Here is a 14886-nt window from a genome sequence, read left to right as displayed (position 1 = left end):
TTTAAACCTTTATAAAAATTTTCTTTCTATAAAGAAAATACGCAAAAAAAGTATAAAAGATAGCTACAACAACTGCATAAATTAAAGATGATAACTCATTTGATAAGAAATTATAACGAAAAAAAGTATCATAAATATAACCATGCACATTGTTATTGTCTCCAATTTTAATTAAGTACATACTTTTTGAGATTAAGCTTGATAAAAAATAAATTGTTATCGCGTTCATACCAACATATTTAAATATTTTTCCAAATTTTCTATCTTTTACATCTAGCAGATAGTAAATTAAAGCCAAAATTAAGGTTCCATAACCACTTGTAACCAAAACAAAACTACTACTCCAAATTGCTTTGTTAATAGGTAACCAAATACTAAAAACATAGCCAGAAACTAATAATATAAAAGCAATTAAAAAAAGTTGTTTTATATTTTTAAGATTATCTAAGGTTCTACCAACTAAAACACCAGAAATACAAGTAACTATGGAAGGTATTGTACTAAACAAACCTTCTGGATCATAATCTGCTTGCCACATATGTTTTCCTAAAATCTTTAAATCTATATAATTTGCCCAATTATTAAGTGCTCTATTAAAAGTTGGTAAAGTTCCATCTGCAAAAGGGAGATAGCCTAAAATTAACCAATAACCAATTAAAATTACTAGTGAAATTAACAACAGTTTTTTGGAATTAAAATTTAAGTAAAAGATTGAAGTAATAAAAAATACGATTCCTATTCTTTGTAAAACTCCCGGAATACGAACCGTTTCAAATTGATTAATAAAAGGGAAATACGGAATAAAAAAGTTAAAAAAAGACCTAAACCTATCAACTTTAAACTTCTAATTCCAATTTTTCTATAAGTTAGCATGTTACTAACTTTATTTTTATATGCAAAGTAAATAGAAATTCCTACAATAAATAAAAAGAATGGAAATATTAAATCTGTAGGTGATAAACCATGCCATTCTGCATGTAAAAAAGGTGAATATACACTACTCCATGTTCCTGGAGTATTAACAACAATCATTGCTATAATTGTAATACCTCTTAAAACATCTACAGATTGAATTCTTTTTTTAAACATTGAGGTATTAACCTTTTTTTAATCCTAATTTATGGCCAAAAAAAGCATAATATAGAATAACTACATAACAGGGTAAAAGAATCCAATATCCAAAAGAAGCAGCTTCTGCTAATGCACTAACTTCATTTACTCCAGATGTTATTAATTCTTCTTTTTTACCATCTACTAAGGCACCATATAATGGAGGTATAATTGCCCCTCCAGAAATAGCCATTATTAATAATGCAGAACCCGTTTTTGTAAATTTACCTAAACCTGTTAAAGCTAAAGGCCAAATGGCTGGCCAAACTAAGGCATTTGCAATTCCTAATGCAGCAACAAAAAGTACAGAAGTAAAACCAGTTGTAAATACAATACAGAACGACAATATAATACCTAAAACTGCACTTATTCTTAAAGCTAAAGATTGACTTAAAAATTTAGGAATTAAAACAACACCTACAGCATAAGTAGCAACCATTGCCATTAAAGTAAATAACGTAAAAAACTTAGCTTCTTCTACTGGTATGTTTAAAGAGATTCCATAAGAAATAATCGTATCACCAGCTATAACCTCTACACCAACATATAAAAACAATGCTAAAACACCCAACCATAAATGTGGAAACTGAAAAATACTTGTTTTAGCTTTTTCATTAGATTCAGAAACCTCAATTTCTTCTGCTTCTACATTTGGTAATGGTGCTTTTCTAATTAAAACACCTAATAAAAATAAAACGATTGCCATTACTATATAAGGTGTAACAACACTATCTGCCATTGCATTTAATAAATTTGCTTTTTCTTCAGGATCTACAACATTTAATTTGTCTTTAATTCCATCAATACCTGATAATAAAATAGCACCAAAAATTACAGATCCTAAAGCACCAGCAACTTTATTTGCAATTCCCATTATGGCTATTCGTTTTGCTGCACTTTCTATTGGTCCTAAAATTGTTATATATGGATTTGAAGCCGTTTGTAACAAAGTCATACCTGCACCTTGTATAAATATTGCGACTAAAAACACCCAATAAGTTCTAGCATTAGCTGCAGGAATAAATAATAATGCTCCTATTGCCATTATAATTAACCCTAAAGACATTCCTTTTTTATAACCAACTTTATTTATGATATATGAAGCAGGTAAAGCCATTACTACAAAAGAAATATAAGATGCAGATGCTACTAAATAAGATTGCGCATCTGTTAGTTCGTTTATAGTTTTCATAAATGGAATTAAAGCTCCATTAATCCAAGTAACAAACCCGAAAATAAAAAATAATCCTGCTATAATAAGAATTGGTACTAAAGTGCTCTTTTGTTGATTAGATGGCATATCTTAATTTTTTATAAAAAATAATGTTTTAAAGTTATTACTTCTTTCTCTTTATGAAGAAAAAATTCTACCAACAACAATAAAACGGGAACAAACAAACTTTTTTAATAATAAATAGATATTTTTTTATTCTAGATTTAAAATAATACGACGAGCATGATTTACATACTTTCTACCAATTGGTATTCTTGTATCTGCTATTTCAACTAAATTACCTTCTACACTTTTAACTTTATCAATAGCAATTGTAAATGACCTATGTATTCTTATAAAATTATCTGGAAGTTCTTCTGTAATACTTGTTAATGACTTATGTACTAAATAAGTTTGAGATAAAGTAAATACTTTTATATAATCTTTTAAACTTTCTATATATAATAATTCATCAAAATTAATCTTCACTAATTTTTTATCAACTTTCAAAAACATAAAAGATTCATTATTAATAATATCCTCTTTCTGTTTTACCTCTTTTTTTAAAAAATATTGTTGACTAACTTTGTTAATCGATTTTAAAAACCTGTTAAATGGTATTGGTTTTACTAAATAATCTAAAACATTAAGATCGTAACTTTCTACAGCATATTCTCTATAAGCTGTAGTTATTATAATACTCGTGTTAGAGTTTAATGATTTAGCAAAATCTAAACCATTCATTTTTGGCATATTTATATCTAAAAACAAAACATCTACTTCAGATTTCTCTAAAATTGGTAATGCTTCTATTGGATTATTAAAGGTAGCAATTACTTCAAAATTTTGAAATTCTTTTAAATGATTTTCAACAACTTTAATAGCAAGAGGCTCATCATCGATAATTACACATTTTATTTTCATAATTTTAAAGGTATAGATTATAACTGAATAGTTAATTCAATAATATAATTTTTATTTTCAATTTTAGATTGATAGCTATATTTATCTGCAAATAACAACTCTAATCTTCTTAGTACATTTTTATTTCCTATTCCATGTTGTGTTTCGTCTATAGAAGGAGCAATAAAACTATTTTTAGCGTAAAATGTTAGCACATTGTTAACAACACTAAATTTTATAAGTACATCTAATATATTTCCTTCTTTTGTACCGTGTTTAAAACAGTTTTCTATAAAAGGTAAAAACAATAAAGGCGGTACTACACAATTATCTAAATTCCCATTCATTTCGATCTTTACATTAACATTATCTTGATGTCTTAATTTTTCTAGATCTATATAATTCTGAATATATTTTATTTCCTTAATTAAGGTTGTTTTTGGTTCTTTAGCATCATATAAAACATACTCCATTATTTTAGAAAGTTTTAAAACTACATCTGGTGCTTTTGCAGATTTCTCTAAAGTTAATGCATAAAGATTATTTAAAGTATTAAAAAAGAAATGTGGTTGTATTTGTGCTTTCAAAAACTGTAATTCAGTTTTTAACTGCATAGACTTTAAGTCTTCCATTCTTCTTCGGTCAACAATCCAACTAGTTGTTAATTTAAGTGTGGTTGCCAATGCAATGTCATAAATACCAATTAATGAAACGACTAATATATGATTAAAAGCATACGCTCTTTGTGGGGTTTGAGATTCTGGCCAAACATTCTCATTTATAAACAAAAATATAAGTTCGGTTCTAACTAAATAAAACACAGCAAGTGCAATAAAAAAGAAAACTATATAACTAATTATTTTTTTGAAAAAGTAATTTTGGGAGTAAAAAATATACGTGAAAGTATGCCAAAAGCATTCCTAAAGTAACAGTTACTGTATTAGATTTAAAAGAATACCAGTAGTCTTGATAATAACTACCCCATCTAACAACGTTTAAAATAAAATAACTAATCCAAAATATAAAATGATACTTAATAGGTATTTTATAGCTTATGTTTTTAAAAATATTCTTCAAGAAAAAAATTAAAATTAGAACTAAAGGTCGTAAATATAAGACTTTAATGAAAACAAAATCAATACAAAAACGATCTAACCTAATCTCATCTAGAAAAAAATGTCATTCATTGTTAATTTTATGTTGTTTGTATATTAAATTTTTTAACAGACTTTAACATTTTTACATTTATCATGAATAATTCTAATAATTTAATACATTTTATGAAAAATTTTTACACAATACTAATAGCAGTTTTTTCTTTTACCTGTACTTTTAGTAGTATGGCTCAAGAAAAAAGTGTTTCTGGTACAGTAACCTCTAAATCAGACGGTTCTACTTTACCAGGAGTAAGCATTGTTGTACAGGGTACAACAAAAGGAACAGAAACAGATTTTGATGGTAAATATACTATTACTACTTCTGTTGGAGACATTTTAAGTTTTTCTTTTCTAGGGATGAAAACAAAAACAATTACAGTATCTGAATCTAATACAATAAATGTAGTTTTAGAAGATGATGCAGATCAATTAGACGAAATTGTTGTTACTGCACTTGGAATTAAGAAGTCTAGAAAAACTCTTACTTATTCTGCTCAAGATGTTAAAGGGGATGATTTAACAAGAGTAAAACAAACAAACCCTATTAATAGTTTATCTGGTAAATCTGCTGGTTTAACAATTACAAGAAGTGCTTCTGGAGTAGGTGGTGCAACAAAAGTTGTTTTAAGAGGAAACTCTTCTACAAGTAACAATGACCCTTTATATGTTATAGATGGTGTACCAATGTCTAACAGTGGTAACGGGCAAAATGGAGATAGTGGTAACGGAAGAGGAATTTTTGGTGGAGACGCTGGTAACTGAGATGGTGGTGATGCTATGTCTTTAATTAACCCAGATGATATAGAAAGTATTACTATTTTAAAAGGTGCTTCTGCAGCTGCTTTATATGGTAGTCAGGGAGCCAACGGTGTAATTCTTGTTACTACAAAACAAGGAAAAGACGGTAAAATTACTGTAAACTTAAATTCTAGTCTTACTATAGACAATGTTATGTCTTTACCTAAACTACAAACAGAGTATCAATCTGCTTCTGTTGGACAACCTATTGGGGCTAACGGAAATGTTTCTGATGCGAAGTCTTGGGGTGCTAAAACATCTGGACTATCTAATACTATAGACGATTTCTTTAAAACAGGTTTTACTTCTATACAGTCTGTTTCTTTAACTGCTGGTAATAACATAGCGCAAACCTATTTTTCTTATGCAAACACAACTGCAAACGGAGTTATTGAAAATAATAAATTAAATAAAAATAATTTTACATTTAGAGAAACTGTAAATATTTTAGACGATAAACTTCAAATTTCTGCAAGTGTTAATTTATCTGATCAAAGAATTAACAACAGACCTATAAACGGTTTATACTCTAACCCATTAACAGGTTTATATTTAAACCCTGTAGGAATAGACTTAAATGTTTATAAAAACAAATTCGAATATTTTAATTCTGCTACTAATATGATGGATCAGTATGCTACATCTTTTGATGAGAACATACAACAAAATCCATATTGGTTAATAAACCGTAATCCAAGTAAAGATATTGCACAAAGAGTTTTAGGTAATTTATCTTTTAAATACAAAGTTAATGAGAAGTTATCTATACAATCTAGAGCTAGTTATGATAAATCATTCTTTACTTTTGATAAAAGAATGTATGCAGGTACAGATTTAAACTTAGCTCCAGCAACTGGAAGATATATTTTAGAAAAAACAGAAAATACGCAACAATACATAGATTTAATTGCAAACTACAACACAGAAATCAATGAAGATTTAACTTTTACTGGTGTTTTAGGAACGAGTTTAACAAAGTATTCTACAGGAGATCAAATATTTTTAGATTCTGGAATTGGTAGAGGATTAACATATCCAAACATTTTTACTATTGCTAATTTTGCAGAAACAAGAAATATTCAACAAACAGTATCAAACAGAGAAGTACAATCTATTTTTGGTTCTGCTAACTTTGGTTATAAAAACATGTTATTCTTAGACGTAACAGGTAGAACAGACTGGTCTTCTACACTAGTTAATACAGATTCTGATTCTTTCTTTTACCCATCAGTTGGTTTAACAAATGTACTTTCACAAATGTTTGAGATGCCAGATTACGTTTCTTTTGCAAAAGTAAGAGCATCGTACGCAGTTGTTGGTAAAGATTTACCGGTTTTTGCTACAAGCCCAATTAATACAATTCCTTTAGGACAAAACAACTTTACGAAACCCGTTTTTGGAGTTAAAGAAGGTGAAACGTTAAAACCAGAAAGACAAACATCTTTTGAAATTGGTACAGAATGGCGTTTTTTACAAAACAGACTTGGTGTAGATTTTACATACTATAGTTCTAAAACTAAAGATCAAATATTCTTTATTGATGCAGAGCCAAACGTACAAGGTTACACACAAAACATTGTAAATGCTGGTGAAATATCTAACAAGGGAATAGAATTAATTATTAATGCTAAACCTATTTTAACAGATGACTTTAACTGGAATACCTCTGTAAATTTTGCTACAAATACAAACAAAGTTGTTTCTGTTCATGAGTCTTTACAAAATGGTGAAGCAATTATTAATGCTCCTGGGGTTAATGGTTATGGTTTTTCTTTAATTGAAGGTGAAGATTTTGGAAGCATACAAGGTAAATCAGTAAAAAGAAATACTGATGGATTAGCAATTGTAACAGATGATGGAACTGGTAATTTAACCATTGAGGCTACAGGATTTGAAACAATAGCTCACGCTCAACCAGACTTTACACTTGGTTGGAGTAATAGTTTTGATTACAAAAATTTTAGTTTAAACTTCTTAATTGATGCTAAAATTGGCGGAAATGTTGTTAGTGTTACTGAAGCAGTAAATGACTTCTACGGTGTATCACAAGCAACAGCAGATGCACGAAATACAAATGGTGGAATAATAAATGTAGTAGATGCTAATGGTGCTGCAAAACAAATGACCGCTCAAGATTATTATCTTAAAACTGGTGGTAGAGCAGGTTTATTAGGAGAATATGTTTATAGTGCTACAAATGTAAGTTTAAGAGAAGTTTCTTTAGGTTATAATGTACAATCTAAAAGTACACTTTTCGATTCTATGAGATTCTCATTAATAGCAAATAACCTTTTCTTTTTATATAAAGATGCACCATTTGACCCGAACATTGCTTCAAGTACAGGTATTGGACTACAAGGTGTAGACATCTATGGTCAGCCTTCAACAAGAAGTATTGGATTAAATATTAACGTAAAATTCTAAGACGATGAAAAAAATAATAAGATACACATTCGCTTCGATAATCGCACTTAGTTTAAGTAACTGTACAAGTGATTTTGAAGATGTAAATACAAATCCTAACGGATTATCACAAGAAAGTTTAACACAAATGAATAATCATATTGGAGGATCTTTTACTCCAATGTTTTTAAATGTTTTTAATGTTACTCCTGCTTGGAATTACCAATTGCAGCAAGGTTTAATGGGAGATGTCTTTTCAGGATATATGACTCCTCCAACTCCATTTGCTGGTAATGTTAATAACATGACCTATTCGTTAGTAGACGGGTGGAATGGTTTTCCTTGGGGAGACGCTTATAATAGTGTAATGCCATACGCAAGAGATATTAACAATGCTGTAGCCGAAACCGGCGATGCTTCTGGAGAAAAATTTGTTCATTTATCTAACATTATTAAAGTAACGGCAATGCATAGAGTGTCTGATATCTATGGTCCAATTAGATATACAAAGTACAATGATTTTGCAACTACAGGTGAGTACGATTCTCAAAAAGTAGCATATGAAGCATTTTTCTCAGATTTAACGGCTTCTATATCGGGCCTTAAACAGTTTGAAGGAGAAACACAATTTGCAGCATTTGATATGTCTAATTTAAACGGAGACATTGCATTATGGAGAAAATTTGCAAATTCACTTAGATTACGTTTAGCTCTACGTGTTGTTAATATCGATCCTGCATTAGCAAAAACTCAAGGAGAATTAGCCTTAAAAAGTGATGCTGGATTACTAGAATCTTCAATGATAATAAATACAGGTTTCGCACATCCAATAACTGTAATTAGTGGTTCTTGGGGAGACATTAGAATGGGAGCCGAAATGGAATCTATTTTAACAGGTTATAATGATGATAGAATTGAAAAATACTTCAATCCATCTGCAGATGCAACTTTAAGTGGAGACTATAAAGGTATTAGAATGGGAATTGAGATTGATGCTAAAGGGCAATATTTAGATCATTCTTCTATTGGTAGTGTAATTGATGGTGAAACATTAACTTGGATGACAGCAGCAGAAGTACATTTCTTAAAAGCTGAAGCAGCTTTAAGAAACTGGACTGGAGCAGGTACTACAACTCAAAATTACGAAGCTGGTGTAACTGCATCTTTTACACAACATGGTATTGGAAATGTTGCTGCATATTTAGCAGATAATACAAGTACTCCTGCAGATTTTGTAGATGCTTTAAATGCTACTAATAATATTGCTTACCCAAGTGATGTAAAAATAAAATACAATGCATCTGGTAGTAATGAAGAGCAATTAGAGCAGATAATCACTCAAAAATGGATTGCAATGTTTCCTGACGGACAAGAAGCTTGGTCAGAATTTAGAAGAACTGGATATCCAAGAATATTTCCTGTTGTAGTAAATAATAGTGCTGGAAAAATTGATACTGATATACAAATTAGAAGAATTAATTTTGTAGAAAGTGAAGTAAATACAAATGCTGCTAATGTAACTATAGCAAAAGGTTTTTTGAATGGGCCTGATACTGGAGGAACAAGATTATGGTGGGATACAGGAAGTAACTTTTAGAAGTTTCTTCATATTATTTGTTTAATTAACTCAACCGGAAATACGTAAAGTATTTCCGGTTGTTTTTTATGTGTGATTTGCTGTTTTTAGTCGAAAAAAGTTTTAAAAAAGAGGATTCAAACCTACTTTTATTATTCTAAATTTTGAAAAGAAATTATTATGGTTACACATACAAAAACTGCATATCAACCAGTTGGTCAATTTGAAGACACAAGGTTCGAAAAAATTCATAATGTTATTTACAACACTTCTATCGAGGGTTCTATTTTAGTTGCCAACGAAATAGCTCAATTAATAAAAGATAAGCAAAAAGAAAACCAAAATTGTATTTTAGGTTTAGCTACAGGCTCATCTCCTATTAAAGTTTATGAAGAACTTGTAAGACAACATAAAGAGGAAGGTTTAAGTTTTAGTAATGTAATTACTTTTAATCTTGATGAATATTATCCGATGGAAAAAAATAATATTCAGAGTTATCACTATTTTATGCATGAACACCTTTTTAATCATGTAAATATTTTACCTGAAAATATTCATGTTCCAGACGGCACAATAGATTCTGAAAATCTATATCAATATTGTATTGATTATGAAATGAAAATTAAATCTTACGGCGGATTAGATTTTCAATTATTAGGAATTGGTAGAACAGGTCATATTGGTTTTAATGAACCAGGTTCGCACATAAATTCTGGAACTCGAATTATTACGTTAGACCATATTACAAGAGTAGATGCAGCTCCTTCTTTTATAGGTATAGATAATGTGCCTAGAAAAGCTATTACTATGGGAATTGGAACCATAAAAAATGCAAAAAGAATCGTTTTAATGGCTTGGGGAGCCAATAAAAGTAAAATTATACAAGAAACTATTGAAGGTGAAATTTCTTCTCTTGTACCAGCAACATATCTGCAGCAACATAATAATACTTCATTTATTTTAGATGAAGAAGCTTCTTCAGACTTAACAAGGGTAAAAACGCCTTGGTTAGTTAAATCTTGTATTTGGAACGATGCTTTAAAACTAAAAGCTGTTGTATGGTTGAGTGATTTGTTAAAAAAACCTATCTTAAAATTAACAGATAAAGATTATAACGACAACGGTATGTCTAGCTTAATTTCTCAAGAAGGAACTGCTTATGATCTAAACATAAAAATGTTTAACACATTACAACAAACAATTACGGGTTGGCCTGGAGGAAAACCTAACTCAGATGATACATACAGACCAGAGAGAGCTAATCCAGAAAAAAAACGTGTAATTATTTTTAGTCCTCATCCAGATGATGATGTAATTTCTATGGGAGGAACGTTTGATAGATTAGTTGCTCAAGGTCATGATGTTCATATCGCATATCAAACCTCTGGAAATATTGCGGTTTCTGATGAAGAAGCTTTAAAATTTGCTGAAATATCTAGAGAACTAAACCCAGATTTAGAAAAGGCTAATAATATTATCAGTTTTTTATCTAGTAAACAAGATAATGATGTTATAGACTCTAAAGAGGTAAGGCTTTTAAAAGGACACATTAGAAAAAGTGAGTCTTTAGCAGCAACAAGATATTTAGGTTTACCAGATAAAAATGTACACTTTTTAAATTTACCTTTTTACGAAACCGGAACGATTAAAAAAGGTAAACTTTCTGAAACTGATGTAAATATTCTTATAGAATTAATAGAAGAAATCAAACCTCATCAAATTTATGCTGCAGGAGATTTAGCTGATCCGCATGGAACACATAAAGTTTGTTTAGATGCTATTTTTAAAGCTTTAGATCAAATTAAAAATAAGGACTACATGAAAGACTGTTGGGTTTGGTTGTACAGAGGTGCATGGCACGAATGGGATTCTCATGAAATAGAAATGGCTGTACCACTTAGTCCAGACCAAGTATTAAGAAAAAGGCATGCAATCTTTTACCATCAATCTCAAAAAGATGGTGTTATGTTTCAAGGTGGAGATTCTAGAGAATTTTGGGTAAGAGTTGAAGACAGAAACAGATTAACTGCAAAGAAATACAACGATTTTGGTTTGGCAGATTATGCTGCTATAGAAGCTTTTAAAAGATACCATTTTTAACATGAAAAAATTGATAATTCATTTATTTTTTATGGTTGCTTGTAATTATACACAAGTTAAAAAATCTAGTTCTTTAAATAAGAATTCTATTATAGGAACTTGGAAAATGATTTATGCGGAAACTATTGAAAATGACTCTTTAAAAGTAAAAGAATTATCGAATACTTCATTTATTAAAATAATTAATAAAACACATTTCTCTTTCTTTAACCAAGAATACAATAGCACAAAAAATTATTATTCTGGCGCAGGTACTTACACATTAAATAAAAACAACTATACAGAAACGCTACAATACACAACTGTAGCACAAATTAAAAACCATCAATTTTCTTTTTTAATAGAACTAAAAGGAGATACTTTAATTCAATCTGGAATAGAAAAAGTAGAAGCAGCAGGTATCAATAGAAAAATTATTGAGAAATATTTAAAAATCAACTAAAATGAAAAGAATTCTATTAATTATAATATTGGGTGTTTTTAGCCAATTTGCATTTTCTCAGACTGCTTTATCTGAAAAGTATAATTTAATGCCTTGGCCGCAAAAAGTTATAGAAAATAATACTCCTTTTTTTATTGATAAAAATCTAACCATTTCTATTTTAGGTAACGACTTAAATAAACGAGTAGCAAAAGCTTCTGTTAAATTTTTAAGAAGACTAGCAAACAGAACTGGTGCTTTTATTAATACAGGATTTCCTAAAAAAAACACAAAAGCATCCATAGAAATTAATTTTAGCAATATTTCGCAATTAACGGTGAATGATGATGAATCATATTCTTTAAGTATCGAAAAAGATAAAATTCATATCAATGCAAAAACAGATATTGGAGCTCTAAGAGGATTAGAAACACTCTTACAATTGGTTAATTTTAATGAAAAAGGGTACTATTTTGAAGGTGTAATAATTAAAGACTCTCCTAGATTTGTTTGGCGAGGATTAATGATTGATGTATCACGTCATTTTCACCCAATAAATGTTATAAAACGTAATTTAGATGCAATGGCCTCTGTAAAACTAAATGTATTTCATTGGCATTTAACAGACGATCAAGGTTTTAGAATAGAATCTAAAATATATCCGAAGCTACAAGAAATAGCAGCAGATGGATTGTATTATACACAAGAACAAATTAAAGATGTTGTAAACTATGCTTCTAATTTAGGAATTAGAGTAATACCAGAAATTGATGTTCCAGGTCATGCCTCTGCAATTCTATCTGCGTATCCAGAATTAGGAAGTAAAGATAATTATAATTATACGGTTGAGCGTTTTTCGGGCGTTTTCGACCCTACATTAAACCCAACTAAAGAAGTAACATACCTTTTTTTAGAAACACTATTTAGAGAAATTGCACCTTTATTTCCAGATGAATATTTCCATATTGGTGGTGATGAAAATGAAGGAAAACATTGGGATGAAAACACAGAAATTCAAGCTTTTAAAAAGAAACATCATTTAAAAACGAATCACGATTTACAAACCTATTTTAATATCAAATTAGAAAAAATATTAAAAAAGTTAGATAAAAAATTAATGGGTTGGGATGAAATTTTAACGCCCTCTACTCCAACAACCGCAGTAATTCATTCTTGGCGTGGAAAACACGAAGGTTTAAACCAAAGTACTTTAATAGAAGCTGCAAAAAAAGGATATCAGGCAGTTTTATCTGCGGGTTATTATATAGATAGAATGTTATCTGTAAAAGAACACTATAATGTAGATCCTATTGGTAATGCAGTATTAACCAAAGAAGAACGTAAAAGAATTTTAGGTGCAGAAGCAACCATGTGGAGCGAACTTGTTACGCCACTTACAATTGATTCTAGAATATGGCCTAGAACAGCTGCAATTGCAGAACGTTTTTGGTCTTCTAAAGATGTAAATGATATAGATAACATGCAAAAAAGATTGAAAACCATCAATTTTCAATTGGAAGAATTAGGCATTACGCATATCAGAAACAAAGAATTTATTTTAAGAAACATCAGCAATTATCAAGACAATGAAGCTTTAAAAACGTTGTCTAAAATATGTGAACCTTTAAAAGTGTATTCTAGAAATAAAGGCGGTACAGAATATAAAACATTCTCTCCTTTTACATTATTTGCAGACGCATGTACTGCAGATGCAGAAGATGCAATGGCATTTAACAATGAAGTAATTTCTTTTGTAAAAACCAAGAAACAAAAACACCTTAATCTTATATTTCAATATTTAAAAGACTGGTCTAATAATTATACTGAATTTTCTAAAATGAATTCAAATCCAAAACTTATTTCTTTAGAACCTTTGTCTAAAAACTTATCATCCATTTCTAAAATAATTTATAGTTCTCTACAAGAAAATAAAATTAGTGAAAACGATTTAAAAGAAGCTAATAGACTACTAATTATCTTAAAGAAGCCTTATGAAGATGTTGAGTTAATGATTGTAAATTCTTTAAACCTATTAATCGACATTTCTAACTCAAAAAAATAAAATTTATGGAATCCTCTATTTTTAAATTCAAAAAAGAAGCTTCTTTTTCATGTACAAAAAAATACAATCAATTCTTAAACTGGGTTAGCGGCGAATTCGATTTATTTTTACAAGACGAAACAAATGGTTTAGAAGTATATTTCCCAGAAGGCTCTTTTAAAATTAAAGATTCTAACGAAAAAGAAAACATTGTTGCACATATAAATTTAAACTCAAAAGTAGAAAAAAAGGCGAAGATATTCTTGCCAAAATAATGTCTTTACATACACTTTTTTTAAATATTAATTCATGATTTTAATAGCAGAAAGTGGCTCTACAAAGTGCGATTGGGTTCTTATAGAAAAAGCAAGTAAAAAAGTTACTCGTTTTAGAACAAAAGGATTAAATCCTGCTATTTTAAAAGAGAAAAAACTATATAAAACGATTAGTAAAGAAGTTTTAATTAAAAATAATAAAGAAAAAATAAAAGAAATTTATTTTTTTGGAGCTGGTTGCAATACAGAAAGTAATAATCAGATTTTAAAAAATGTATTTTCAGATCTTTTTAATGCAGATAAAGTATTGGTAGCAGAAGATATGATGGCTGCTGTTTACGCAACTACAAACAAACCTGCAGTTGTATGTATTTTAGGAACTGGTTCTAATTGTTGTTTCTTTGATGGTAATAAAATCATTCAAAAAACACCCGCTTTGGGTTATATTTTAATGGATGAAGGCAGCGGTAATTATTTTGGAAAAGAATTATTAAGGGCTTATTTTTTAAAAAAACTACCCAAAAAACTATCATTATCATTAGAAGGTAAGTTTAATTTATCCGAAGAAAAAGTTATTAAAAAAATATATCAATCTAAAACACCTAATAAATATTTAGCCAATTTTGCTCCGTTTTTATTTGAAAATGATGAAGACATTTACATTCAAAAAATTATCGAAAAAGGGGTAAAAGAATTTGTAGAAAACCATATCTTACATTACAAAAATGAATTAGAAGAAAACTCAATTCATTTTGTAGGTTCTATTGCTTTTTTTAGTAAAAAATATATTATTAAAGAACTAAAAAAACACCAAATTAAACCAGGTAGCTTTATAAGAAGACCCATAGACAATTTAATAAATCACTTTTTAGAATTAAAATAACACTCG

General features: G+C 29.1%; 11 protein-coding genes and 1 pseudogene. 7 read left to right on the top strand and 5 right to left on the bottom strand.

Annotated elements, in window-relative coordinates:
- Window position 1: 1 nt before the first annotated feature.
- From N5A56_RS15725 to N5A56_RS15705, 5 genes are all read right to left on the bottom strand, one after another.
- Window positions 2-679, bottom strand: coding sequence for a hypothetical protein (locus N5A56_RS15725; RefSeq protein ID WP_265726495.1), 678 nt, complete (start codon window positions 677-679; stop codon window positions 2-4).
- Window positions 680-735: 56 nt separating this feature from the next.
- Window positions 736-1089, bottom strand: a complete 354-nt coding sequence (locus tag N5A56_RS15720; RefSeq protein WP_265726496.1) for a heparan-alpha-glucosaminide N-acetyltransferase domain-containing protein — start codon at window positions 1087-1089, stop codon at window positions 736-738.
- Between the two features lie 7 nt (window positions 1090-1096).
- Entirely contained in the window at window positions 1097-2410 is a 1314-nt protein-coding gene (locus N5A56_RS15715) for a sugar MFS transporter (RefSeq protein WP_274270545.1), read from the bottom strand.
- A 126-nt stretch (window positions 2411-2536) separates the two neighbouring features.
- Window positions 2537-3247 carry a LytR/AlgR family response regulator transcription factor gene (locus N5A56_RS15710; protein ID WP_265726497.1) on the bottom strand — a complete coding sequence of 237 codons (711 nt, stop codon included), beginning with the start codon at window positions 3245-3247 and terminating at the stop codon, window positions 2537-2539.
- Window positions 3248-3264: 17 nt separating this feature from the next.
- Window positions 3265-4014, bottom strand: coding sequence for a sensor histidine kinase (locus tag N5A56_RS15705; protein WP_265726498.1), 750 nt, complete (start codon window positions 4012-4014; stop codon window positions 3265-3267).
- A gap of 462 nt (window positions 4015-4476) precedes the next feature.
- Between N5A56_RS15705 and N5A56_RS15695 the strand changes: the two are divergent.
- The 7 genes and pseudogenes from N5A56_RS15695 to N5A56_RS15665 all read left to right on the top strand — a co-directional run bounded on the left by N5A56_RS15695 (window position 4477) and on the right by N5A56_RS15665 (window position 14880).
- Window positions 4477-7605, top strand: a pseudogene (locus N5A56_RS15695) (SusC/RagA family TonB-linked outer membrane protein).
- 4 nt (window positions 7606-7609) lie between these two features.
- Complete coding sequence (locus tag N5A56_RS15690) at window positions 7610-9181, top strand: RagB/SusD family nutrient uptake outer membrane protein (RefSeq protein ID WP_265726499.1); 1572 nt, start codon at window positions 7610-7612, stop codon at window positions 9179-9181.
- Window positions 9182-9340: 159 nt separating this feature from the next.
- Complete coding sequence (nagB, locus tag N5A56_RS15685; RefSeq protein WP_265726500.1) at window positions 9341-11260, top strand: glucosamine-6-phosphate deaminase; 1920 nt, start codon at window positions 9341-9343, stop codon at window positions 11258-11260.
- A gap of 1 nt (window position 11261) precedes the next feature.
- Complete coding sequence (locus N5A56_RS15680) at window positions 11262-11702, top strand: hypothetical protein (RefSeq protein ID WP_265726501.1); 441 nt, start codon at window positions 11262-11264, stop codon at window positions 11700-11702.
- A 1-nt stretch (window position 11703) separates the two neighbouring features.
- Window positions 11704-13743, top strand: a complete 2040-nt coding sequence (locus N5A56_RS15675; RefSeq protein WP_274270542.1) for a beta-N-acetylhexosaminidase — start codon at window positions 11704-11706, stop codon at window positions 13741-13743.
- A 5-nt stretch (window positions 13744-13748) separates the two neighbouring features.
- Window positions 13749-13997, top strand: a complete 249-nt coding sequence (locus tag N5A56_RS15670) for a hypothetical protein (protein ID WP_265726504.1) — start codon at window positions 13749-13751, stop codon at window positions 13995-13997.
- A 34-nt stretch (window positions 13998-14031) separates the two neighbouring features.
- Window positions 14032-14880 (top strand): N-acetylglucosamine kinase, encoded by an 849-nt coding sequence (locus tag N5A56_RS15665; protein WP_265726505.1) that lies wholly within the window; start codon window positions 14032-14034, stop codon window positions 14878-14880.
- Window positions 14881-14886 lie beyond the last annotated feature (6 nt).

This window comes from Polaribacter ponticola, from assembly GCF_026191475.2.
Taxonomy (GTDB): Bacteria; Bacteroidota; Bacteroidia; order Flavobacteriales; family Flavobacteriaceae; genus Polaribacter; species Polaribacter ponticola.
Note: the sequence above shows the minus strand (reverse complement) of the source record. Positions and strands in the feature narration are given on the sequence as shown.